Origin of the sequence: Dyadobacter fermentans DSM 18053, from assembly GCF_000023125.1 — a bacterium.
Lineage (GTDB): Bacteria > Bacteroidota > Bacteroidia > Cytophagales > Spirosomataceae > Dyadobacter > Dyadobacter fermentans.
This window is the reverse complement of record NC_013037.1, coordinates 4,664,486-4,685,680: the sequence shown is the minus strand read 5'-3', so window position 1 is coordinate 4,685,680 and position 21,195 is coordinate 4,664,486. Positions and strand designations below refer to the sequence as shown.

The following is a 21,195-nucleotide window of genomic DNA, read 5'->3' as shown; positions in this document are numbered from 1 at the left end:
GCCTTTTTGTAACAGTATTTTTAGCATGGAAACCGACGAAATAGTAAACCGGGTAGCCACCAGCGGCATTATCTCGCTGGATTTGGAAGAACTTTACCATCCCGGCGAACGCATTGTTTACGATATCAAAGACAACCTCTGGCAGGGCATGATCCTGCGGGAGAAGGATTTCCGCGACTTCCTGAAAACCCACGACTGGGCGCAATACCAGGGAAAAAACGTGGCGATCATCTGCTCGGAAGACGCCATTGTACCTACCTGGGCCTACATGCTTCTCGCGGTGCATTTAGAACCTTACGCGAATGCATTTGTATTCGGTGATTTGAATGCATTGGAAGACAAGCTTTTCGCCGACGCTATCGCTAAGTTGAATGCAGAGGAATTTGCCGGAAAACGCGTGGTAGTAAAAGGTTGCAGTAAGGTGGAAGTGCCTGTTTCAGCGTATGTAGCGGTGAGCAAATTGCTGAAACCCGTTGTGCAGAGCCTCATGTTCGGAGAGCCTTGCAGTACGGTGCCGCTCTATAAAAAGCCCAAATCTTCCGTTTCTTCAACCGTCTGATCTTCTTCGGATTTAATCAGTTTGAAAGTCATCCGGTGGTACGAACACGGCCCGTGCAACACGATCGCTTTGCGGTGGTGGATGGTCGGATACCCCACATTTTGCTCCCAGCCGTAGTGCGGGAATTGCCGGGACAGGTTGCTCATCAGCTCGTCCCGGTAATTTTTTGCTAAAACCGAAGCCGCCGCAATCGACAAATAATGCGCGTCGCCCTTGATAATGCAGGTGTGCGGGATCATCGGGTAAGGTGTAAAGCGGTTACCGTCGACGAGCAGATGCTCGGGGCGCACTCGGAGCTTGTCCACCGCCCGGTGCATGGCCAAAAAACTGGCTTTGAGAATATTAATGCGGTCTATTTCCAGGTTATCGACCTCGGCTACGGCCCAGCAAACGGACTCGCGGATGATTTCTTTTTCCAGTTCCAAACGCTGCGCTTTGGTGAGCTGCTTGGAATCGTTGAGGAATGAATGCTTATAATCGCGCGGCAATATCACGGCCGCAGCCACCACCGGCCCGGCCAGGCAGCCTCTCCCCACTTCATCCAACCCCGCCTCGATAGCATCGATATTATAATAAGCTTTCAGCATTAATCTTCCAGAATATTGGCCATAAATGTACTCTTCGTCCCAATCGCCACCAGCAGCAATGTAACCGCCCAATAAAGGTAAACGCGGTAGTAATCTTTCACATCGCGCGACAGCACATCGCGTGATTTCACTTTTTCGAGCTGGTCGATCTGTTTGAAAACCGATTCCAGCGCCGTATTATCGGTAGCACGAAAATACTTCCCATTCCCGATTCCCGCAATATTTTGCAGCTCTCCTTCGTCCATTAACGCCCCCGCGCTTGCCGTGGTGTCGGCTTTTGAGGCGCTTTTCGGCTTTCCGACCGAGATCGTATACACTTTCACCCCGAATGCATTGGCAAGCTGCGCGGAGGTGGTGGGGCCGAGGTTGCCGGACGTGTTATCGCCATCACTGATCAGGATCGCCACTTTACTTTCGCCCGCCGTGTCGCGCATGCGGTTTACCGCCACGGCCAACGCACTGCCGATGGCCGTGCCGGGCGTGGGAATGAGGCTGGGCGTTACCTCATCAAGAAAACCGTATAGTAATTCATAATCAGTCGTGAGCGGGCAAAGTGATACCGCTTCTCCTGCAAATACGATCAGCCCGATGCGGTCCTGCAAGCGGCCTTTGATAAACTGCCGGGCCATTCGTTTCGCGGCTTCCAGGCGGTTCGGGCTCAGGTCTTTCTCGATCATCGAATCGGAAATGTCGAGCAGCAGCATGATGTCGATGCCTTCGGAAAACCGGTCTTTCCGCTCCGAAACGACCTGCGGCCGAGCCAATGCAAGCAAAATGAGGCAAATGGCCAGGCCGACGCATATCGGCTGCACAAATCGCAACAATGTAAGCCAGCTGCGGAAACCGGTTACCGACGTGTAAGTGATCGTAAGCCGCTGCTTGTGCTTGCGATGCAATGCATTTCTGAGCCAAAATAAAAACGGCACGAGCGGCAGCAAATAGAAGAAATAGGGATAAACCCATTCATACGACCGCAGCGTGTTGTACCCGAACCATTCCAGTGAAAACCAATTCTCCATTCAATGCTCGGGTTATGCGACGGGGCTGTCGAGTACAAACTTCCTTTTGGCCCTGTACAGGCGGGTAGCGCCCGTTTTGAGCACTTCCAGGTATTGATCCATATTCCCCGACCGGCTTTGCCCGTACACGATGCTGTCCATGTTTTTCAATGCGTCGGCCAGGGCGTCGTCGGGCATGTTATCGATGATCTCGCGGGTGGTGTAAGTCGCAAAAGGCTTTTTTTCCAGCCTTTCGAGGTAGTTTTTCCAAATGATAATGGCCTTTTCGGCGTCTTTAATGTTGTGCTTCTCTCGCGCGCTGCGCATGAGGCGGTTGAACGAACGCACGTATTCGAGATGCCGGCGCTGCAATTTGAGCAGCTGCCACTGCTTGTAAATATCCCGCCCGAAAACCCAGTAAATGCTTCCAACAACGCCGATAATCAACGCAACCGAGCCGATCAGCATCGAAAAATTGAATTCGCTGCTCAGCGGCACCAGGCGTGTTTCTTCTTTCAATACCGGCTTTTTACGAATGTCAATGTTATTGCTTTTAATGAGTAAAACCGAGTCGGGCGCGGTGTAAACGGCTGTGCAATCCTTTTTTTGGAATACAAAAACAGGTAACCGGAGCTTCTGTACTTTGGAAACGTCAAACGAAATGAGGTGGTAAACCGCGCTGTCGAGCGTGCCGCGGGCGTCGGTGCTGGACACGAATGTGCGCTGGGCGACGAGTTCGAACGGTGAGAAATCGAAGGTACTGTCGGGAAAGAAAATGTCTGCTTCGGGGCTGTGGCGTACGCTTAGTGAGAAGTAAACCGGCTTACCGACCTCCACGCTGTCGTTCAGAAAAATGCCTTTCGGTTTCATACGCTGCTGACGCGCATCTCTCGCTATGCCTGAAAAACAAAGCAAAAGACCGATGATCACCGAAAAGATTGCCTGAAAAACCCTAGCCATTGGCCGTACTTTTGGTATAACGCCTTACTTTGAACATGTGGATCAGGGCCGGCACGTAATCTTCCTGGGTATTGATGGAAATATAGTCGGCGCGGTTCTGGTGGCAGAGCCGTTGGAGCTCGGCGCTGCGTTTACCGAAGCGGTTGGCCATTTCCTCGCGGTATTGTCTCGAAGAAGTATTGACCCAAACGGTCGTCTTCTTTTCCGCGTCATAGAGCGGGATAATGCCCAATCCGGGCAAATTCACTTCACGCGAGTCGTACAAATGGATCACGATCAGGTCGTGCTTGCGGGCCAGTGCTTTGAGGTTATGCTGGTAATTGTTGTCGATAAAATCGGAGATGAGGAAAATGAGGCTGCGGCGGCGAAGCACATTCAATGCCACGAGAATGGCTTCGGCAATGTTGGTTTTGGTAGATTCCGGAACGAGCTTGTAAAACTCCGAAATAAGGCCATAACCGTGCTTCATGCCGTCGGACGGGCGGATATAGCGCTCCGTTTTGTCCGAAAAACAGAGTAACCCCACGCGGCTCGCCTCCTGAATAGCCGAAAGCGTAAGCACGCCGCAAATCTCTTTCGCAATATCGATTTTGAGCTTTTTGATCTCCCCTACCTGCTGGGACGCGCTCACATCGAGCATGAAGAAGGCCGTCTGCTCCTTGTCCTCTTTGAAAATCTTGACAAACGTGCCGTGGCCTTTCGCAGAAGTGTTCCAGTCGATCGCCCGCACGTCGTCGCCGTACTGGTACAAGCGCAGATCGTCGAATTCCAGGCCGGACCCTTTGAATACCGAATGGAAATTGCCGTGACGCTCGCTGGTCACTGCTTTCCGCATCCGGATTTCATACTTCCTTAACTTTCCCAGAAACTGCTCAAACATAAGTTTTGCAAAAAAATCACCACCTTTGTCGTCTGGTGTACCTAAAACAAAGATAGGTATTTTGATAGTAAGCCCATGAAATTCACGACTGGTATAACCCTTTCGGTGCTCTTTACCCTGCTGCTTTCGTCCTGCTCCGAGGAGGAAAAGCCGCCCAAAGGCACGTTACCGGAGGAGAAAATGGCGGCCATTCTGACCGACATTCACCTGGCCGAGTCGCGCGTGAACCGTTTGCAGCTGAAATCGCTCGACTCTTCGCTCATGATTTTCAACCGCTTGAAAATTGATATTTACAAAAAACATAAGGTTGATACAACGGCATACCGTGAAAGCTACTCTTATTACATGAGCCGGCCCGAGCGCATGACCACCATTTACGAAAAAGTGAATAAGAAGATTGAGGAACGGGAGAAAAATAATAATATTAAGTTCTGAAATTTTTGTATTGCACTCTATACTACGCATTTAACTTCTAAACTGGACAATTTCTGTGAACGATTGCATTGTAGTTATCCCTACCTACAACGAACTTGAAAATGTGGAAGCCATCATCCGGAAGGTTTTTAGCCTGAGCCATCCGTTTGATCTGTTGATCATAGACGACGGGTCGCCGGACGGCACCGCAGGAGTTGTGAAAGACCTCATGAAAGAATATCCGGGGCTTCATCTGGTTGAAAGAAAGGGAAAACTCGGCCTGGGTACTGCGTACATCCACGGCTTCAAATGGGCGCTCGAAAAAGGCTATAATTATATTTTTGAAATGGATGCCGACTTCTCGCATCCGCCCGAAGACCTTGTGCGTCTTTACAATGCGTGCGCCAACGAAGGCCACGATGTAGCGGTTGGTTCGCGCTACATTACCGGTGTAAATGTGGTGAACTGGCCGATCAACCGGGTATTGATGTCCTATTTCGCAGGCTATTACGTGCGAATGATCACCGGCATGCCGATCATGGACCCTACGGCCGGCTTCATTTGCTACACGGCCAAAGTGCTGAACACGATCAACCTCGACAACATCCGGTTTATCGGTTATGCATTCCAGATCGAGATGAAATTCAACTCGTGGAAATACGGTTTCAGCATTACCGAGGTGCCCATCATCTTCACCGACCGCACCAAAGGCGCCTCAAAAATGTCGAAAGGCATTTTCAAGGAAGCCATCTTTGGTGTGATCACGTTGAAAATCAACAGTTATTTCAAAAGGTATATCCCTAAGCATTCAACTCAGAAATTGCCAGCCAGCTCATAAGGCCGGTCGAAATTTCGAGTGCGCTTTCGTCGATATCGAATGTAGGTGTGTGCACGCCGGAGATAATTCCGCGTGCCTCATTGCGCGTTCCGAGGCGGTAGAAGCATGAATCCACCACTTGTGAGTAGAATGCGAAGTCTTCGCCGGCCATCCAGAGGTCGAGATCGATCACGTTTTCGGCACCCATGTAACCTACCGCGGCCGTGCGTGTGCGGCGGGTCAGTTCGGGGTGGTTTTTCAGGAATGGATAACCTTTTACAATTTCAAACTCGCAGCTTCCGCCCATTCCCTCGGCAATGCTTTCGGCCATTTTCTTCATGCGGCGCAGGCCGTCCTCCCGCCATTCTTCATCCATACAACGCCACGTTCCCTGAATGGTCACTTCGTTTGGAATAACATTCGTGACCCCATCGGCAATGAAACGGCCGAAGGAAAGTACGGATGGATTGGCCGGATTGCGGTTGCGGCTGATGATCTGCTGCAATGCGACGATAATGTGGGAAGCCATTAATACAGGATCTACCAGCTGATGCGGTGCAGCGGCGTGGCCGCCTTTGCCTTTAACAGTCAAATACAATTCATCCGTGCTGGCCATGTACATGCCCTCGCGGAAACCGATTTTACCGACCGGAATATTCGGCGCCACGTGCTGGCCTACCATGCTGGCCGGCCTTGGGTTTTCCAAAACACCTTCCTTGATCATCAGCGATGCGCCTCCCGGTGCTTTTTCCTCAGCCGGTTGGAATACTAATTTGATTGTCCCTTCGAATTCCTCCCGCAGTGTGTGCAGGATGCGCGCCGTACCCAGGAGCGACGATGTGTGCACATCGTGCCCGCAAGCGTGCATCACGCCCGGAACGGTTGATTTATAAGGAACATCATTCGCTTCGAGGATCGGCAATGCGTCCATATCGGCGCGCAAGCCAACGATTTTCTTGCCCGGATTGCGCCCTTCGATAATCGCTAACACGCCCGTTCCGGCAATGCCTTCTTCGGGTTGCAGGCCAATTGCCGTGAGTTCGGATGCAACGTATTTCGCCGTTTTGAACTCTTCAAATGATAACTCGGGGTTGCTGTGCAAATGGCGGCGGTGGGCAATGATGTCTTGCGACTGATCCTTGGCAAGCGCTTTGATTTTTTCCTGAAGCTGGGACATGATATTGAAGTACTACGGGTTGTCTTTACAAAACATTCAAAGGTAATAATAAAAAAATGGTGCGGTATCGTTACCATGCAACAGAAAAACACATCGCCCATTTGCTAAGAACGCCGGCTGCATTGGCTGGTGTTACCAAGAAAAAGGGTAATTTTGACCGGATATGAATCAATCAGACACGCAAAAATGAATCAACAGGAGTTTTTAGAATCACTGGTTTGCCCAATCACAGGAACCCCTTTAACCATAGCCGAAGACGGCAAATCTCTCAAAAGCGAAGACGGCACCGTCTATGAAGTGGGTGACACCGGCATTGTCAATATGCTGTATCCCAAAGAATTGCTGCCGGAAGATGCCCGCGAACAATACCTGTACGACCAGGCTTTCCTTCGCTACGACAAAGGCGTTTCCTGGGTTTTCGAAACCCTGAACCATTCCGACGAAGCTGCTACCCGCCGCTTTTTCATCGACCTGATGGAGCTGAAACCGGGCATGAAAGCCCTCGAAGTAGGCGCCGGAACCGGTAAAGATTCTGCATTGATTCTCGATAAGGTAAGGCCCGGCGGCACAGCCGTATTGTCGGATCTCTCGCCTAACATGCTGAAACTGGCGCAGGAAAAACTCGTTACCGACGATCTGAACGTGCATTACTTCCTTGGAAACGGCTCTTACCTGCCTTTCCCGGACGATACTTTCGACGCCGTGTTCCATTTCGGCGGCATTAACACCTTCTCGGAGCGCAAACGCGCATTCGACGAACTGACCCGCGTAGTGAAACCGGGCGGAAAAGTGGTGGTAGGCGATGAAAGCGTGGCCCCGTGGCTGCGGAACACCCCTACTTATGCTACTTTGCTGAAAGCGAACCCGTTGTTCCGCGCCGAAGTGCCGCTGGAAGATGTTCCGGCCAATATCGAGAACTTCAAGCTGCATTATGTGTTCGGCAATGCATTTTATGTAATGGAATACCGCGTAACGGCCAAAGCACCGGAAGTGGACATCGATCTGCCGATCCCGGGCAAAGATTTCGTTGATAACTGGCGCCTGCGTGCTGAAAAAGCAGTCGACTAAGCATTTACGCCATTTTTCAATACCAATAATCAACGTTTCCAATGTGGGTTAAAAAAGGAGTTATTTATAAACCTGATGGTTCACTGGCCCACAGCCAGAGCCACGCGCAGGTGCCATTTGCCTATAAACACAAGGATTTTCTGAGGATCTATTTCTCGACGCGGGATAACAGCACGCAATCGCGGCCGACGTTCATCGACGTGGATTACGACGATCCCAAAAAGATCCTTTACATACACGACAAGCCCGTGCTCGAACTCGGCGGACCGGGTGAATACGACGAAACCGGCGCAATGCCAGCCTGGTTTGTAGACCGCCCGAATGGCGACATCTGGCTGTATTACACCGGCTGGAACCGCACGCACAATTCCTACCGCCTGTCAATGGGACTCTCGGTAAGCCAGGATGGTGGATTGACGTTCAAAAAGATGTTCCGCGGGCCCATTATGGACCGCAGCATCCAGAACCCGCTATGGGCCGCGCAGCCTTCGGTGCTCATCGACGACGACGGCACCTGGCGGATGTGGTACATTTCGGGCCACAAATGCGAGATGATCCACGATTACCCCGAGCCTTACTACCGCGCACAATCTGCGACTTCCAAAGACGGCATCCACTGGGAAATCAGCGACATTCCGACATTGGATTTCGACGATTTCCTGCATGCAGTAGGCCGTCCGAGCGTGTTTAAGGAAGATCATATTTACAAAATGTACTACTCCTACCGCCACTCCCGCGACTACCGCACCGACCGCAACCAGAGCTATCGCCTGGGCTACGCCGAGTCGGCCGACGGTACCACCTGGGAGCGCAAAGACCATTTGGTAGGCATCGCGAAATCCGACAACCCGGAAGATTTCGACTACGAAATGATCGATTACGCCAATTTCTACCAGCACAACGGCAAGCGTTACCTGCTTTATAATGGTAATGGCTTCGGTGCGGCGGGATTTGGTTACGCGGTTTGGGAAGATTAATATTCTGAATCAAACTGAGGCCAGTCATATCCTCAGCAACAATGGCGAGATAATTTTGAAGAAATCACCATTAAATGTCACAAACGTGATCGCACAATGAGTACACTTCAGGAGCTGTTCAACCGCGATGGTTATGTCCTTTTGAGAAACTACCTCGACAAGGACGTCATTAACAAAATATACACCGAAGCCCGCCAGATTTTCGCGACGCAGATCAAGCGCGTAACGGGCAAAACCGTCGATATCGACGACAAGGACACTTTCGAAAACGCAATGTTCGAGTTCTTCGAAAAGGATTTCGATGGATTTGTAAGTACCGGCAAAACGGTCCAGCATTCATTCTCGCTGCACCGCCTGGGTGTGGACCCGGTTATTGAAAACTTGTTGAAAGACGTAGGCCTTTCGGCGCCCATTATCGGTGCACGGGCAGCGATGCAGTTCAACAGCCGCTTTTTGTCCAAAGACGGCAGCAAGCACTGGAAACTGGACGCGCACCAGGACTGGCGCACCGGCCAGGGCTCGCTCGACAGCGCCGTGATCTGGTTCCCGATGGTGGATGCCGGCGCGGACATCGGCGCATTGCAGGTGATCCCGGGCAGCCACAAGATCGGCTTGCAGGCTTCGTCCACTTCCGGTTATCAGGGAGGTATTACGGTTGAGTTAAAGGATGAAGATTTCGTCCAAACGGAATTCCGGGTGGGTGACATCCTCATCTTCTCGGCATTCCTGATCCACCAGTCGGGGAACAACATCACGAACAACATCCGCTGGTCGGTGCAGCTCCGCTACAACAACCTCGACGAACCTACCTTCATCGAGCGCGGCTACCCGATGGCGTACATTTACAAACCCGAAACAGAGCTCGTAACCCCGGATTTCCCGACGGTAGAGCAGCTGAAAGAGGTTTTTAGCTGAAATTCAATGAAACTTTCCGTTTGCGTCCCGACGTACAACCACGAGCAATACATAGGCCAAATGCTGGATGGCGCATTCATGCAGCAGACCAACTTTGAGTTTGAAATTGTGATCGGGGATGATGCTTCTGCGGACGCGACGCCGGACATTATCCGTGAATATGATGCAAAAAGGCCTGGCGTAATCCGGGCTTTTTTGCATTCTGAAAACCAGGGGCCGAAAGAGCCGCGGGAGTTTGCAGGGCGCAACAATGTGCTGCAATTGCTGAAAGCCTGCAAAGGAGAATATGTAGCGATGTGCGAAGGCGACGATTACTGGACCGATCCATTGAAACTTCAAAAGCAGGTCGATTTCCTGGATGCGAATCCCGATTTCGCGGTTTGCCATCATAATATGGAAGTTATTTACGAAGATGGCTCTCCCTCACATTTCTTCAATGCAGCCGACCAGAAGGCGGTTTCTACCATTGAAGATCTGCTCGAAGACCGATGGTTTATGGCTACGGCCAGCTGGGTTTACCGCAATCATTTCCTCACCGAAGACTTTGCCGAATGGCACGCCAAAGCGGCTGCGGGTGACTGGGCGATCATGTTCCAGCTGGCTGCGAAGGGCAAAATCGGGTATTTAAATGAGGTAATGGGCGTTTACCGCAAACATAGCGCGGGGCTGAGCCATGTACACGCACACACGAATTTGAAATTTTTACAAAACAGAAAGGAGATGTTCACGAATGTGGGCGAATGGCTGGGCGGGCGCTATGACGCGACGGTCGGCAAGACCCTGCAACGCTACGACGAGCTTCTTGCCAGCCTTGAAAAAATTGGCAGTTCGAATTAATAATCTTTAATTTGTACTGTTTAACACGAAATACATTTATGAAGCTAAGCGTCGTAATACCAGCATATAACGAAGAAGAATCGATCACACACACGCTCGTATCATTACATAATACATTAAATAAGTACAATATCCCCCACGAAATCTGCGTCACCAACGACAATTCGAAGGATGGGACATTGCGCGTGCTGGACGAACTTTCCCTTCAAATCCCTACCCTCGTTTATTACACCAATCCCGGCCCGAACGGCTTCGGCTACGCGGTGCGTTACGGGTTGGAGCGCTTCAAAGGCGATTGCGTGGCCGTTTTCATGGCCGATATGTCCGATGATCCCGAGGACCTTGTGAAGTTTTATCACAAAATGCTGGAAGGCGATTACGACTGCGTTTTCGGCTCACGGTGGGAAAAAGGCGGCAAGGTGATCGACTATCCGGCATTGAAAAAGGTGATCAACCGCGTGGCGAATGCCATTGTACGCTTTGTAATGGGCATTAAATACAATGATACTACCAATGCATTCAAGCTTTACAAGCGTGAAACGATCGAGGGTATCAAGCCGTTTTTGGCGCCTCACTTCAATCTGACAATTGAACTTCCTCTGAAAGCGATGGTGCGCGGCTACAACTACGCCGTGGTACCCAATAGCTGGACCAACCGGAAATACGGCGAATCGAAGCTGAAAATCAAGGAAATGGGCAGCCGGTACTTTTTTATATTGATGTATTGCCTTATTGAAAAGTACTTCTCACAAGGTGATTTTATGAAGAAAACCACCGCGCCAAAGAAGGAAGTAAGCCGGTAATACGGATTAATCAACCAATACAACTTACTTAATCCACTCCTGGATAAACGTCATCTTGTGCGCAATGTAGGAGATCGCCAATCCCCACACGAGCGCACTGGCCGACATCCACATGAAGATCGACGCTTTAGGCACGCGGAATGCTACGGCCAGAATAGGCCCGAAAAGCGGCGTGAACAACGGCGGCGTAAGGAATGCGATGCCGACAATCCCGAATTTACGCCAGATATTGACGGCAATGCGGTTGGTTCTGGTGAATCTTTTGGGGGGAGATTTGCGCTTTTTTTGAATGAGGTTGCGGATCGCACCACCCAGGTAGGTGAGCACAAACACCGTAAACATCATCCCTACCGCCGAGCAGAGGGCGGTTTCCCACCAGGTTAGTTTCAACACAACCCCTGCAATAGGCCCTCCGAAGAATTTCAATGTACTCGCAAGCGCAACGGACAAGTATTTTAGCAAGGTGGTTTTCATTTAAACTTTGACCTGAATCATTTCGGAAGCATAACGCCTGGTTGCCTCGTTCGTCTGAACGTAATCCTCGATCGAAGGATTCCCGATGAAGGCGATTTTGGCCAGGCTCTCGACAATAACGTCCGAAATATCCAGAAAACCAATCTTGTCGTGCAGGAATGCGTCAACGGCAATTTCATTGGCTGCATTGACGATACAAGCGGCATTTCCGCCTTTTTCAAGGGCCTCATAGGCGATGGCGAGGTTGCGGAATGTTTCCAAATCGGGCTGCTCGAAGGTGAGCGACGGGTAATCGATGAAATTGAACCGCGGGAAGTCGGATTTCAGGCGTTGCGGGTAGTACAATGCATATTGAATGGGCAATTTCATATCAGGCAGGCCCATTTGGGCCTTGATGCTCCCATCTTCGAACTGTACCAGCGAATGCACGATGCTCTGCGGGTGAACGACGACATCTATTTGCGAAGCATTCAGATCAAACAGCCATTTCGCCTCGATTACTTCCAAACCCTTGTTCATCAATGTCGCCGAATCGATCGTGATCTTGGCGCCCATGCTCCAATTCGGGTGTTTGAGCGCCTGCGCTTTCGTTACATTGGCGAGAAAAGCACGGTCCTTGCCGCGGAACGGACCGCCGGAAGCGGTTAATATAATTTTCTCGATCGCATTGTCCTGCTCGCCCGCAAGGCATTGGAATATGGCCGAATGCTCGGAATCAACGGGATAAATACGCACATTATACTGCTTCGCCAATGCCGTGATCAGCTCACCGGCCACTACGAGCGTTTCTTTATTGGCTAGTGCAATGTCCTTTCCGGCTTTAATGGCGTGAATGGTCGGCAAGAGGCCGGCATAGCCTACCATGGCCGTCAGTACCACATCCACATGATCCGATTCTACCACCGAAACCAGCGCAGAGGCGCTGCTGTACACTTTGATATTGAATGGAAAAAGGGCAGCTTTTACCCTTTCGTAATGTGCTTCGTTGCAAATCACCACTTCCTCCGGCTTGAATTTGACGGCCTGCTCAATGAGCAAATCCGCATTGCCGCCGGCGGTGAGCACCGAAACGGAGAAAATGTCAGGATGGGCCGCGATCACTTCGAGGGCCTGGGTGCCGATGGACCCGGTCGAACCTAAAATGGCTACTCTTTTTTTCATTGCATTCTCACAGTTAGGTTCAACTTTGGTTCAGGCGCGTCAGCTCGTCGGCTATTTTGCGGTCGTTGGACAGGCGCGGGACCTTGTTCTGGCCGCCGAGCTTCCCATTGGCACGCATAAAATCGATGAAGGAATTTTTGCGCAGCGGCGTGAGTTCGAGACGGCGCAGAATGCTTCCCGTGATGAGGTCTTTGTAATAAATGTTCAGCTCGGTGAGCCTGCGGTCGAGGTCTTTGGCAAATTGCTCCATGTCATTCGGAGGCGTAGCGAATTCCACCAGCCATTCATGATAAGGAAGGCCGCCATCCGCCGAATTTACCATCGGCGCCACGGTCAGTTCCACCACTTCCACTTCGCGATGGCGTTCCAATGCGTATTTCAATGCTTTTTCAATTTCCTCACCGATCACGTGTTCGCCGAAAGCGGAAATAAAATGCTTGATGCGGCCCGTCACGAGCACTTTGTAAGGGTCTGTCGAGACAAACTTGACAGTATCGCCCAGCGAGTAACCCCATAATCCCGCGTTGTTATTGACGATCACCGCGTAATTCCTGCCCGTTTCCACTTCACCGATGGATAATCGGCGCGGGTTTTCGTCGAAGTAGTTTTCAACGGGAATAAATTCGAAGAAAATGCCCGTATCGAGCAAAAGCAGGAGGCCTTCGTCATTTTGTTTATCCTGATAGGCCAGGAAGCCTTCCGAGGCGGGGTATAATTCAATGGAATCAATGCGCTTGCCGATGGATTCGAACAGCTTGGCGCGGTAGGGCTCGAAGTTGACACCGCCGTAAATGAACAGCGAGAAATCAGGGAACACGTCTTTGATCTTCTTCCCCGTCCGCTCGGTAATGCGGTCGAAGTACATTTGTACCCAGGGAGGAATGCCCGAAATGAGCGACATGCGCTGGTCGATGGTTTCGTCGATGATCTTATCCAGCTTCGTTTCCCAATCTTCAATGCAATTCGTGTTGTAGCTCGGGAGCTGGTTGGAACGCAGGTAGGCGGGAACGTGGTGGTTGGAGATGCCTGACAGGCGTCCTGTCAGTACTCCCCCGGTATCTGTCAGTATCGGACTGCCGGATAGGAAAATCAGCTTATTATCCAGAAATTCAGACTTTTGCGTCTCTTCAATATACGTCAAAATGGCATTACGCGCCGAGTCAATGTGATTGGAAATGGAATCCCGGGAGATGGGAATGTACTTGGTGCCGGAAGTTGTACCTGACGTTTTGGCAAAATACAAAGGTTTGCCAGGCCACAAAATATCACTTTCCCCGGATTTTATTTTCTCGACATACGGTTTCAGGTCCTCATAATCGCTCACCGGAACGGCCTGCTTGTAGTCGGCATAGCTATGGATATCTTTGAAATAATGGTCTTTTCCAAACTGCGTTCCGGCCGCCTTCCTAACTAGTTCCGCTCTCCATTTTTCCTGGACCTCAACACTTCGCGCGATCCATTCCTGTTGCTGCTTAACAATGTAACGGGCCAGCGGCCTGCTCAAAATTGATCTGATTCCCATAGTGAAAACAAATGTACGCAGGATTTACAAATTCCATGATTTACCGGTCGGAAAGGCGTCCGAAAACGCCGTTGGAAACGCGCCTGGAAAGGCTTTGGGAACTAGTTTTACAGCCTTCGGATACCGCATACCGAAATTTTTTAAATGCCTTTGTTTGTGGTTAATAATCTGTAATTTTGCCATCCTGAAATCAAAGTGGGCTAAAAGTATTTAACATTATATATGGGATTGTTTGATTTTTTGACGAGCGATATAGCGATCGATCTGGGTACCGCGAATACTCTGATCATCCATAAAGATACAGTTGTTGTTGATGAGCCGTCGATCATTGCCATGGATAAAACCACCGGTAAAGTACTGGCGATCGGGCACACGGCAATGCAAATGCACGAGAAGACGAACGAGAATATCAAAACGATCCGTCCGCTGAAAGACGGGGTGATCGCCGACTTCACGGCGGCTGAAATGATGATCCGCGGGATGATCAAAATGATCGATACCGGCAGCCGCTTCTTCACGCCTTCCCACCGCATGGTCGTTTGTATTCCTTCGGGAATTACCGAGGTAGAAAAACGTGCGGTAAAAGACTCCTGCGAGCACGCGGGCGCGAAGGAAGTATATATGGTGCACGAGCCCATCGCAGCCGCTATCGGGATCGGCATTGACATTACGCAGCCGAACGGCGTGATGATCGTCGACATCGGCGGTGGTACCACCGAAATCGCGGTAATCGCATTGTCGGGTATCGTCTGCGAGCAGTCGGTACGCATTGCGGGCGACGTTTTCACTCGTGACATTGTCGACTACATGCGCCGCGAGCATAACCTGCTCATCGGTGAGCGCTCTGCCGAATTGATCAAAATGGCGATCGGCTCCGCGTCTCCCGAATTGGAAGTGCCATTGGACGATTACCAGATCCGCGGCCGTGATTTGATGACGGGTATTCCAAAGGAAATCCGCGTTACTTACAGCGAAATCGCTTACTCACTCGATAAATCCATCTCCAAAATAGAAGAGGGCGTCATGAAAGCCCTTGAAATTTCCCCGCCTGAACTTTCTGCGGATATTTTCAAAAACGGTATTTACCTCACAGGCGGCGGCGCATTGATCCACGGCCTCGACAGACGTATCGCCCAGAAAACGAAGCTTCCAGTTCACATTGCCGACGATCCGTTGAAGGCCGTTGTAAAAGGTACCGGGGAAGTCCTCAAAAACCTCGAACTATACAAGCCTGTACTGATTTCGTAGGACATTTAACCCATGCTCCAACTCGTTGATTTCGTTGTCCGGAATCGTTTCTTTTTGGTTTTTGTGTTGCTGGAAGTGCTCAGCGTTTGGCTGATCGTGCGCAACAACACCTACTGGGGAGCTACCTATTTCAATACTTCGAACTACTACGTGGCCAAAACGCTCGCGTTTTCGAACTCGGTGCGGGATTACACGAAGCTGAACGAGATCAACGCCGACCTTGCGAACGAAAACGCGCATTTACACGCGCAGGTAGCCCGGCTGAGCCAGACGAACGCAGCCCAGTCGCCGGCCGGCTATGTGCCGGATTCGGCCTTTGCGGCGCGTTTTACGTACACGGTGGCGAAGGTGGTGGACAACGAAACCAACAAGGCCAACAACGTCATCACGATCGATAAGGGCACGGCGCACGGCATTAAGGCTGGGATGGGCGTCATTTCGGCCACGGGTGTGGTAGGGAAAGTGCGGTTCTGCTCGGAGCATTATTCGGTGATCACGTCCATCCTGCATTCGAACTTCATGGTTTCGTCCAAGCTCGTGCGGAGCAAGGAGATCGGTTATGCCAAATGGGATGGAAAAGATCCAAACCTGATCGACATGATCGACGTTTCGAAGTATACCAAAGTTTACAAGGGCGATTCGGCGGTGACGTCGGACCAGAACTCGGTATTCCCGCCGAACATCATGGTAGGCAGGGTTGAAACCGTGGCCGTAAACCCGAACCAGACGTTCTATAACATTACCCTGCGCCTCGCAACCGACTTTCGGAACCTGTCTTACGTGTATGTGGTACAAAATCACCAACTTGTAGAACAGGAAAACCTTAAACTAAGAACCATAGAACCCAAGAAATGAGCTTACGCGAGGCCATACAATATTCCCTGATGATCCTGCTTTACCTGTTTTTGCAGATCTTCTTCATGCGGAATATCGTGCTGTTCAACTATGCGTTCAGCTTCATTTATATTGCAGCCATTTTGCTGCTGCCCGCAGACATGGACCGCATGTATTCGCTTCTGATTGCGTTTGCGGTGGGTTTTATCGTCGATGTATTCTCGAATACCTTCGGCATGCACGCCTCGGCCACGGTGCTGATCGCCTACCTGAGGCCGTTCCTGATCCATTACCAGATGAAGTCGCGGGGGGCCGAGCGGGCGGAGGTAGGCATCCGGGCGCAGGGATTCGGCGCATTTGTTTCTTATATATTCCCATTGATCCTCGTGCACCATTCCATGCTGTTCCTGATGGAGATGAACAACTTTGGAATGATCCTTTACACACTCATCCGCATCGGTGCCAGCACGCTCTTCACAACCATCCTCATCATTCTGCTGGAACTGTTCTCCAAACGTTAGCATGACATTTTGACCGAACCAGCATTTTGGCTCGGAATTTGATGTAGTAACATTAGATTAACGATAGAGGCGGCACCGTTCGGGAGGCAGTATTTCCATCCCGGCTCTTTTTAATTTTATCGTGAAATAAGGGCAGTTAGGACGCTCCATTGACCCGTTTATCAAATTTTAATTTGTACGAATTGGAGCTGTTATTAATCTTTGTAAATTCAGCATTCCTATGTTAGTTGCCATGTCAGAAACGCTCACGACTAATGAATACACGGACGATCTTCGTTATGAAGTATTTAACCGCGAGTTCATGCCACACATTGACTCCATGTACAACTTCGCCTTCCGCCTTACCATGGATGAAGACGATGCCAACGACCTGGTTCAAGATACTTATCTGAAGGCGTTCCGTTTTATATCTTCTTTCGAGCAGGGTACCAATGCGAAAGCGTGGCTTTTCAGGATCCTCAAAAACAGCTTCATCAACGACTACCGTAAAAAAAGTAAAGAACCTTCCAAAGTTGATTATCAGGAAGTTGAAACGACCTATAATTCCGAGGAAGCATCCGATACCACTTATACCGTAGACCTCCGTGCCGATGCTGTACAGGAACTGATCGGCGATGAAGTTGCTAACGCGCTCAACGCCCTGCCTGTCGACTTCAGAACGGTCATTATTCTCTGCGACATCGAAGGTTTTACCTACGAGGAGATGGCCAAAATCCTGGACATTCCGATCGGAACGGTGAGATCCAGATTGCACCGCGCGCGTAACCTCCTGAAAGAAAAACTCAGAAGCTACGCGAGCTCAATGGGATATGATTCATAGGTTGTGAAACTTTTTTTGCAACCTCTTCGGTTATAGGGTACAACTGTACAATATTCCATTATTCTTTTTTCATTTTAACTAATGAATGCATCTTCCACGACGCCTTCTGTAACAGAAGTTGCGCAAAAACAAATGAAGCATACCTGCGAGCATCACGCTGAGTGTATGAAAATCATTCAGGCTATCCTGGATGACGAGGCGACCGAAGCAGAGAAAGACCACTTCCGCGAAAACATGGATAAATGCATCCCTTGTATCGAATCATACCGACTCGAAAAGTGCATTAAGGATTCCCTTAACAACAAGATTGTGAAGAAGCCTTGCCCGGAGAGCATTCTCAATACGATTATTTCAAAAATTAACAGTTAATCTGTTCGAGTGAAAGGTAAGCTTATCATATTTTCTGCCCCTTCCGGATCCGGAAAGACCACCATTGTAAGGCATCTTTTAAATAAATACACACAGCAACTGGCATTTTCTGTCTCGGCTTGCACGCGCCAGCGGCGCGACCACGAGGTGGATGGCAAAGATTACTACTTCCTGACCTTGCAGGACTTTCGTCAGAAAATAGCGGATCAGCAGTTTGCGGAATGGGAGGAAGTTTACGCCGGCAATTATTACGGCACACTCAAATCAGAAATTCAGCGCCTTTGGGATGAAGGCAAACATGTCCTCTTCGATGTGGACGTGAAGGGAGGTTTAAAACTGAAAGAAGCATATGGCGAAGCCGCACTCGCCGTATTCGTAAAAGTTACCTCCGATGAAGAAATCCAGCGCCGGCTGTCGGGCCGGGGCACCGAAACACCTGAAACGCTGGCCACGCGTTTAGCCAAAGTGCGTTACGAACAAAGTTTCGAGCACGAATTCGACCGGGTGTTGATCAATGACCAACTGGATGCAGCGCTTGCCGAAGCGGAACAGCTCGTCCAGGAATTCATTCAATCCTAAAATTTATTCAATGCGATGAAGATCGGCCTGTTTTTCGGATCGTTCAATCCTATTCACGTCGGTCATCTGATCATTGCCAACACCATGGCCACGACGACGGACCTCGAACAGGTCTGGTTTATCGTGAGCCCGCAAAATCCATTCAAGAAAAACAGTAGCCTCCTGCACGAATTCGACCGTTTCGACCTCGTGCAGCGCGCTATTTCGGATAATGCATTGCTCCGGGCCAACGACATTGAATTTCACATGCCCAAGCCGAGCTATACGATCGACACGCTCGTGCGTTTGCAGGAGAAATATCCGCAGCATGAGTTCAGGCTGATTATGGGGGAGGATAACCTGGCACAGTTTCCGAACTGGAAAAACTACGGCAAGATCCTCGAATACACCGGGCTGTATGTTTACCCGCGCCCGAATTCAAAGGCACATGCATTCGGCGACCATCCGAATGTGCAGTTTGTACAGGCCCCGTTGCTCGATATTTCGGCTACCTTTTTGAGGGCTTGCATTAAAAAGGGCCAGTCGATCCGCTACATGGTGCCCGAGCCGGTGGAGCAGCTGATAAAAATCAAGAAGTTTTATCAGTAAAAAGCCCGCATAAATGCGATCGGGATTCAATGCCTCGCTACTTGCTTATAACGGGCGATCCTGGTAAGTGATCTCCGACAGCAATCCTACTGCATTAAACTTCAAAATCACCTTCCGCGACTCCGATTTTGCCTGCATATTCTCGCATTGCGGGCCTTTGGTGAGGTAGTAGACATAAAATTTGGTATTCCGCTCGCCCAGCTGGTGAATGTCGGGGCGGCCTAGCAGTTCACCGATCGTGTCCGCAAACTTGCCTTTCAATTCTTTTTCTACGCTTTTAAAATCACCTTCCAGACCTTTGCGCACATCGTTGCAGCCTCCGCGGTCACTACGCCATTTTTTGAGGTCCAGCTTACCTAATTGATCGGGAGCGCTTGAACAGGCCATTGCAAGGCAGATCAATGCGCTCAAAAGGATTTTTATACCTAATTTCATTGTACTGGTTCGTTCATTCAAAAACAGAGGCGAATCTAGCCATACAATGCGAGAATGTTGTAATTCCACTGACCATATGAAGCAACTCATGACCATTTTCCTGCTGGCAATCGCCACGACGGCATTCGCGCAAAACAATCCCCCCCAGCCCATCGACGGCACCGACTGCTCCAACCTGTTCTTTAAAGCGTTGCTGGAAGAAGACGCTAATGCCATCAGCGGCCTTATTTCAAACGACTTTACAGTTACCAATTTCAATGGCTCCACGATCGACGCCCGTGCGTTGCAGCAGGCGGTTACGCAAGGCTACATTATCGTGGATTCGGGCATGCTCACGGGCACACGCACGCGTACTTACGGGGATGTGGCCATTGTGCAGGGGATTTGGAACGTGAGCGCGCGCATTCAGAACAATGGCTTCAACGGAGATGTGGCCTATACGAGCGTGTGCATGCGTTCGGGCGGGAATTGGCGGGTTGTTACCGTGCAGCTGACGCCTGCGCAATAAAGTGATCGCGTTATCAATGCATTCATACATGCCGGGAAACATCAAATGCAGCTCTCCAAACAGCTGCATCCTCAACATTAACCCACAAAAAAAGAGAACCGGAACCAGTTCTCTTTTTCAATTATAGTCTAACATTACATTCTAAACATTCATCAGCGATTCGCGACGGCGCATTTTTCCGGCCGGGATACCGAACATCATTTTGAAGCGGCGGCAGAAATAAGCGGTGTCTTTGTAACCCACATCTGAACCGATCGCGCGGATACTTTTCTTCGACGTGCGGAGCAGGTCCACAGCCTTTTCCATGCGCTGGTATTCAATGTAGTCCTGCGGATTGATACCGGTCAGCATTTTGAAATATTGACCTACATAATCCTCTGAAACGTTCGCTACGTTCGCGAGCACCTTGTTCGACAGGTCGCCGCCCAGGTTGTCTTTGATGTAAGCGAAAATATCGATCAGACGAGGATCTTTGAAATAGGTACTGTTGGTAACGAGCTGCTCAACGAACAGTTTGTTTTTCAAAATATACCGGATGATCTCGATCACCACCTCTTCGGTTTTGATCTTGATGATACGGCCTTTACCCGGCGTATCGAGCATATCTTCCGTGAGGATCTGGTTGATCGTCGCGGCAATCTGGTCGTCGCGCTTGATCAGGAATGGAGGCACGTCGAGCGACGTGAAGAAGTTTACAGTATCGAAAACTTTTGCCTCGAACGAGATCAGACCGAACGAGTTGGGCAACTTGCCGATCAATGCCGGATCATGGCCTGCCTCGATGTAATTGTCGCGATTGGTCATGAACTCCTCGTTGGATACGGTTTTGGCGGAAGCGCCGTTTCCGTAAGTCACCGTGGCATGCTTACCGCCCGGAATGAAGAGCATATCGCCTTCCTCAACCTTCTGAGGCTCATCGGACCCGAACGAAACTTCACCGTCGTACAGAATGGTCAGGGAGTTCTGTACGTCGTAAAAGTTTTTGATCGTGATGGGCTGTAAAATCCTGATATGACGGGCCTTCACAAACTTCACCCCCAACGACTCAATAATCTTATTATAGTCTTCCATACTTGATATATTTAAGGGTCGTTTTGACCTATTTTTCAAATTTTGTACAAATCTAATAAATTGTACAAAACTA

The 21,195-nt window shown here is 50.1% G+C and carries 26 protein-coding genes; 16 read left to right on the top strand and 10 right to left on the bottom strand.

From position 1 onward, the window contains the following. Window positions 1-25 precede the first annotated feature (25 nt). Complete coding sequence (locus tag DFER_RS19145) at window positions 26-559, top strand: DUF2480 family protein (protein ID WP_015813296.1); 534 nt, start codon at window positions 26-28, stop codon at window positions 557-559. On the opposite strand, the gene rnhB is transcribed toward DFER_RS19145, so the two are convergent. The 4 genes from rnhB to DFER_RS19125 are packed head-to-tail and all read right to left on the bottom strand — an operon-like array spanning window position 520 to window position 3,984. After that, on the bottom strand, window positions 520-1,146 hold the full coding sequence (gene rnhB, locus DFER_RS19140) for a ribonuclease HII (RefSeq protein WP_015813295.1): 627 nt from the start codon (window positions 1,144-1,146) through the stop codon (window positions 520-522). The genes DFER_RS19145 and rnhB overlap by 40 nt on opposite strands. Beyond that, the gene (locus DFER_RS19135; RefSeq protein ID WP_015813294.1) at window positions 1,146-2,165 is read right to left on the bottom strand and encodes a VWA domain-containing protein; all 1,020 of its coding nucleotides are present in this window, start codon (window positions 2,163-2,165) and stop codon (window positions 1,146-1,148) included. Before DFER_RS19135 ends, rnhB begins: the two co-directional genes overlap by 1 nt. 12 nt (window positions 2,166-2,177) lie before the next feature. Continuing rightward, the gene (locus DFER_RS19130; protein ID WP_015813293.1) at window positions 2,178-3,104 is read right to left on the bottom strand and encodes a hypothetical protein; all 927 of its coding nucleotides are present in this window, start codon (window positions 3,102-3,104) and stop codon (window positions 2,178-2,180) included. Further along, window positions 3,097-3,984, bottom strand: a complete 888-nt coding sequence (locus DFER_RS19125) for a DUF58 domain-containing protein (RefSeq protein WP_015813292.1) — start codon at window positions 3,982-3,984, stop codon at window positions 3,097-3,099. Before DFER_RS19125 ends, DFER_RS19130 begins: the two co-directional genes overlap by 8 nt. Before the next feature lie 75 nt (window positions 3,985-4,059). Between DFER_RS19125 and DFER_RS19120 the strand changes: the two genes are divergently transcribed. Both DFER_RS19120 and DFER_RS19115 read left to right on the top strand, forming a co-directional pair. After that, window positions 4,060-4,419: a DUF4296 domain-containing protein gene (locus DFER_RS19120; RefSeq protein ID WP_015813291.1), complete on the top strand. Its 360-nt coding sequence runs from the start codon at window positions 4,060-4,062 to the stop codon at window positions 4,417-4,419. A 55-nt stretch (window positions 4,420-4,474) separates the two neighbouring features. Further along, on the top strand, window positions 4,475-5,236 hold the full coding sequence (locus DFER_RS19115; RefSeq protein WP_015813290.1) for a polyprenol monophosphomannose synthase: 762 nt from the start codon (window positions 4,475-4,477) through the stop codon (window positions 5,234-5,236). On the opposite strand, the gene DFER_RS19110 is transcribed toward DFER_RS19115, so the two are convergent. Further along, window positions 5,199-6,392 (bottom strand): M20 metallopeptidase family protein, encoded by a 1,194-nt coding sequence (locus DFER_RS19110; protein WP_015813289.1) that lies wholly within the window; start codon window positions 6,390-6,392, stop codon window positions 5,199-5,201. The two genes, DFER_RS19115 and DFER_RS19110, sit on opposite strands and share 38 nt — an antisense overlap. Before the next feature lie 186 nt (window positions 6,393-6,578). Here DFER_RS19110 and DFER_RS19105 point away from each other — a divergent pair, with 186 nt between their 5' ends. From DFER_RS19105 to DFER_RS19085, 5 genes are all read left to right on the top strand, one after another. After that, window positions 6,579-7,460 carry a class I SAM-dependent methyltransferase gene (locus tag DFER_RS19105; RefSeq protein WP_015813288.1) on the top strand — a complete coding sequence of 294 codons (882 nt, stop codon included), beginning with the start codon at window positions 6,579-6,581 and terminating at the stop codon, window positions 7,458-7,460. A gap of 41 nt (window positions 7,461-7,501) precedes the next feature. Further along, window positions 7,502-8,437 (top strand): glycoside hydrolase family protein, encoded by a 936-nt coding sequence (locus tag DFER_RS19100; protein ID WP_015813287.1) that lies wholly within the window; start codon window positions 7,502-7,504, stop codon window positions 8,435-8,437. Between the two features lie 96 nt (window positions 8,438-8,533). Then, complete coding sequence (locus DFER_RS19095) at window positions 8,534-9,352, top strand: phytanoyl-CoA dioxygenase family protein (protein WP_015813286.1); 819 nt, start codon at window positions 8,534-8,536, stop codon at window positions 9,350-9,352. 6 nt (window positions 9,353-9,358) lie between these two features. Further along, a complete protein-coding gene (locus tag DFER_RS19090; protein WP_015813285.1) occupies window positions 9,359-10,189 on the top strand; it encodes a glycosyltransferase family 2 protein in 831 nt (276 codons plus the stop codon). 38 nt (window positions 10,190-10,227) lie between these two features. Continuing rightward, complete coding sequence (locus DFER_RS19085) at window positions 10,228-10,992, top strand: glycosyltransferase family 2 protein (RefSeq protein ID WP_015813284.1); 765 nt, start codon at window positions 10,228-10,230, stop codon at window positions 10,990-10,992. Between the two features lie 24 nt (window positions 10,993-11,016). Here the strand turns inward: DFER_RS19085 and DFER_RS19080 are convergent, their stop codons facing one another. From DFER_RS19080 to DFER_RS19070, 3 genes are read right to left on the bottom strand one after another with little or no spacing between them, the layout of a single operon-like run. Further along, window positions 11,017-11,454 (bottom strand): hypothetical protein, encoded by a 438-nt coding sequence (locus tag DFER_RS19080; RefSeq protein ID WP_229206048.1) that lies wholly within the window; start codon window positions 11,452-11,454, stop codon window positions 11,017-11,019. Between the two features lie 12 nt (window positions 11,455-11,466). Next, window positions 11,467-12,627 (bottom strand): 1-deoxy-D-xylulose-5-phosphate reductoisomerase, encoded by a 1,161-nt coding sequence (locus DFER_RS19075; RefSeq protein ID WP_015813282.1) that lies wholly within the window; start codon window positions 12,625-12,627, stop codon window positions 11,467-11,469. Between the two features lie 19 nt (window positions 12,628-12,646). Continuing rightward, window positions 12,647-14,149 carry a GH3 auxin-responsive promoter family protein gene (locus DFER_RS19070; protein ID WP_015813281.1) on the bottom strand — a complete coding sequence of 501 codons (1,503 nt, stop codon included), beginning with the start codon at window positions 14,147-14,149 and terminating at the stop codon, window positions 12,647-12,649. A gap of 222 nt (window positions 14,150-14,371) precedes the next feature. Here DFER_RS19070 and DFER_RS19065 point away from each other — a divergent pair, with 222 nt between their 5' ends. From DFER_RS19065 to nadD, 7 genes are all read left to right on the top strand, one after another. Beyond that, on the top strand, window positions 14,372-15,397 hold the full coding sequence (locus tag DFER_RS19065) for a rod shape-determining protein (protein WP_015813280.1): 1,026 nt from the start codon (window positions 14,372-14,374) through the stop codon (window positions 15,395-15,397). Window positions 15,398-15,409: 12 nt separating this feature from the next. Next, a complete protein-coding gene (mreC, locus tag DFER_RS19060) occupies window positions 15,410-16,252 on the top strand; it encodes a rod shape-determining protein MreC (protein WP_015813279.1) in 843 nt (280 codons plus the stop codon). Continuing rightward, complete coding sequence (locus tag DFER_RS19055) at window positions 16,249-16,752, top strand: hypothetical protein (protein WP_015813278.1); 504 nt, start codon at window positions 16,249-16,251, stop codon at window positions 16,750-16,752. The genes mreC and DFER_RS19055 overlap by 4 nt, the downstream gene beginning before the upstream one ends. A gap of 220 nt (window positions 16,753-16,972) precedes the next feature. Beyond that, a complete protein-coding gene (locus DFER_RS19050; RefSeq protein WP_015813277.1) occupies window positions 16,973-17,572 on the top strand; it encodes a sigma-70 family RNA polymerase sigma factor in 600 nt (199 codons plus the stop codon). A gap of 165 nt (window positions 17,573-17,737) precedes the next feature. Then, window positions 17,738-17,941, top strand: a complete 204-nt coding sequence (locus DFER_RS19045) for a hypothetical protein (protein ID WP_015813276.1) — start codon at window positions 17,738-17,740, stop codon at window positions 17,939-17,941. Between the two features lie 9 nt (window positions 17,942-17,950). Further along, window positions 17,951-18,520, top strand: a complete 570-nt coding sequence (gmk, locus tag DFER_RS19040; protein ID WP_015813275.1) for a guanylate kinase — start codon at window positions 17,951-17,953, stop codon at window positions 18,518-18,520. 15 nt (window positions 18,521-18,535) lie between these two features. Next, window positions 18,536-19,108 (top strand): nicotinate (nicotinamide) nucleotide adenylyltransferase, encoded by a 573-nt coding sequence (gene nadD / locus DFER_RS19035; protein ID WP_015813274.1) that lies wholly within the window; start codon window positions 18,536-18,538, stop codon window positions 19,106-19,108. A gap of 45 nt (window positions 19,109-19,153) precedes the next feature. Here nadD and DFER_RS19030 read toward each other — a convergent pair whose 3' ends face one another. Continuing rightward, window positions 19,154-19,495, bottom strand: coding sequence for a hypothetical protein (locus tag DFER_RS19030; RefSeq protein WP_015813273.1), 342 nt, complete (start codon window positions 19,493-19,495; stop codon window positions 19,154-19,156). Between the two features lie 124 nt (window positions 19,496-19,619). On the opposite strand from DFER_RS19030, the gene DFER_RS19025 reads away from it, so the two are divergent. After that, window positions 19,620-20,051: a nuclear transport factor 2 family protein gene (locus DFER_RS19025; RefSeq protein ID WP_015813272.1), complete on the top strand. Its 432-nt coding sequence runs from the start codon at window positions 19,620-19,622 to the stop codon at window positions 20,049-20,051. Between the two features lie 141 nt (window positions 20,052-20,192). Here the strand turns inward: DFER_RS19025 and DFER_RS19020 are convergent, their stop codons facing one another. Next, window positions 20,193-21,122 (bottom strand): helix-turn-helix domain-containing protein, encoded by a 930-nt coding sequence (locus tag DFER_RS19020; protein WP_015813271.1) that lies wholly within the window; start codon window positions 21,120-21,122, stop codon window positions 20,193-20,195. Window positions 21,123-21,195 lie beyond the last annotated feature (73 nt).

What these genes read in the sequence shown, in the direction of transcription:
- DFER_RS19145 (WP_015813296.1), top strand. Translation starts at nt 26, where the DNA reads ATGGAAACCGACGAAATAGTAAACCGGGTAGCCACCAGCGGCATTATC.
- rnhB (WP_015813295.1), bottom strand. Translation starts at nt 1,146, where the DNA reads ATGCTGAAAGCTTATTATAATATCGATGCTATCGAGGCGGGGTTGGAT.
- DFER_RS19135 (WP_015813294.1), bottom strand. Translation starts at nt 2,165, where the DNA reads ATGGAGAATTGGTTTTCACTGGAATGGTTCGGGTACAACACGCTGCGG.
- DFER_RS19130 (WP_015813293.1), bottom strand. Translation starts at nt 3,104, where the DNA reads ATGGCTAGGGTTTTTCAGGCAATCTTTTCGGTGATCATCGGTCTTTTG.
- DFER_RS19125 (WP_015813292.1), bottom strand. Translation starts at nt 3,984, where the DNA reads ATGTTTGAGCAGTTTCTGGGAAAGTTAAGGAAGTATGAAATCCGGATG.
- DFER_RS19120 (WP_015813291.1), top strand. Translation starts at nt 4,060, where the DNA reads ATGAAATTCACGACTGGTATAACCCTTTCGGTGCTCTTTACCCTGCTG.
- DFER_RS19110 (WP_015813289.1), bottom strand. Translation starts at nt 6,392, where the DNA reads ATGTCCCAGCTTCAGGAAAAAATCAAAGCGCTTGCCAAGGATCAGTCG.
- DFER_RS19105 (WP_015813288.1), top strand. Translation starts at nt 6,579, where the DNA reads ATGAATCAACAGGAGTTTTTAGAATCACTGGTTTGCCCAATCACAGGA.
- DFER_RS19100 (WP_015813287.1), top strand. Translation starts at nt 7,502, where the DNA reads ATGTGGGTTAAAAAAGGAGTTATTTATAAACCTGATGGTTCACTGGCC.
- DFER_RS19095 (WP_015813286.1), top strand. Translation starts at nt 8,534, where the DNA reads ATGAGTACACTTCAGGAGCTGTTCAACCGCGATGGTTATGTCCTTTTG.
- DFER_RS19090 (WP_015813285.1), top strand. Translation starts at nt 9,359, where the DNA reads ATGAAACTTTCCGTTTGCGTCCCGACGTACAACCACGAGCAATACATA.
- DFER_RS19085 (WP_015813284.1), top strand. Translation starts at nt 10,228, where the DNA reads ATGAAGCTAAGCGTCGTAATACCAGCATATAACGAAGAAGAATCGATC.
- DFER_RS19075 (WP_015813282.1), bottom strand. Translation starts at nt 12,627, where the DNA reads ATGAAAAAAAGAGTAGCCATTTTAGGTTCGACCGGGTCCATCGGCACC.
- DFER_RS19070 (WP_015813281.1), bottom strand. Translation starts at nt 14,149, where the DNA reads ATGGGAATCAGATCAATTTTGAGCAGGCCGCTGGCCCGTTACATTGTT.
- DFER_RS19065 (WP_015813280.1), top strand. Translation starts at nt 14,372, where the DNA reads ATGGGATTGTTTGATTTTTTGACGAGCGATATAGCGATCGATCTGGGT.
- mreC (WP_015813279.1), top strand. Translation starts at nt 15,410, where the DNA reads ATGCTCCAACTCGTTGATTTCGTTGTCCGGAATCGTTTCTTTTTGGTT.
- DFER_RS19055 (WP_015813278.1), top strand. Translation starts at nt 16,249, where the DNA reads ATGAGCTTACGCGAGGCCATACAATATTCCCTGATGATCCTGCTTTAC.
- DFER_RS19050 (WP_015813277.1), top strand. Translation starts at nt 16,973, where the DNA reads ATGTTAGTTGCCATGTCAGAAACGCTCACGACTAATGAATACACGGAC.
- DFER_RS19045 (WP_015813276.1), top strand. Translation starts at nt 17,738, where the DNA reads ATGAAAATCATTCAGGCTATCCTGGATGACGAGGCGACCGAAGCAGAG.
- nadD (WP_015813274.1), top strand. Translation starts at nt 18,536, where the DNA reads ATGAAGATCGGCCTGTTTTTCGGATCGTTCAATCCTATTCACGTCGGT.
- DFER_RS19030 (WP_015813273.1), bottom strand. Translation starts at nt 19,495, where the DNA reads ATGGCCTGTTCAAGCGCTCCCGATCAATTAGGTAAGCTGGACCTCAAA.
- DFER_RS19025 (WP_015813272.1), top strand. Translation starts at nt 19,620, where the DNA reads ATGAAGCAACTCATGACCATTTTCCTGCTGGCAATCGCCACGACGGCA.
- DFER_RS19020 (WP_015813271.1), bottom strand. Translation starts at nt 21,122, where the DNA reads ATGGAAGACTATAATAAGATTATTGAGTCGTTGGGGGTGAAGTTTGTG.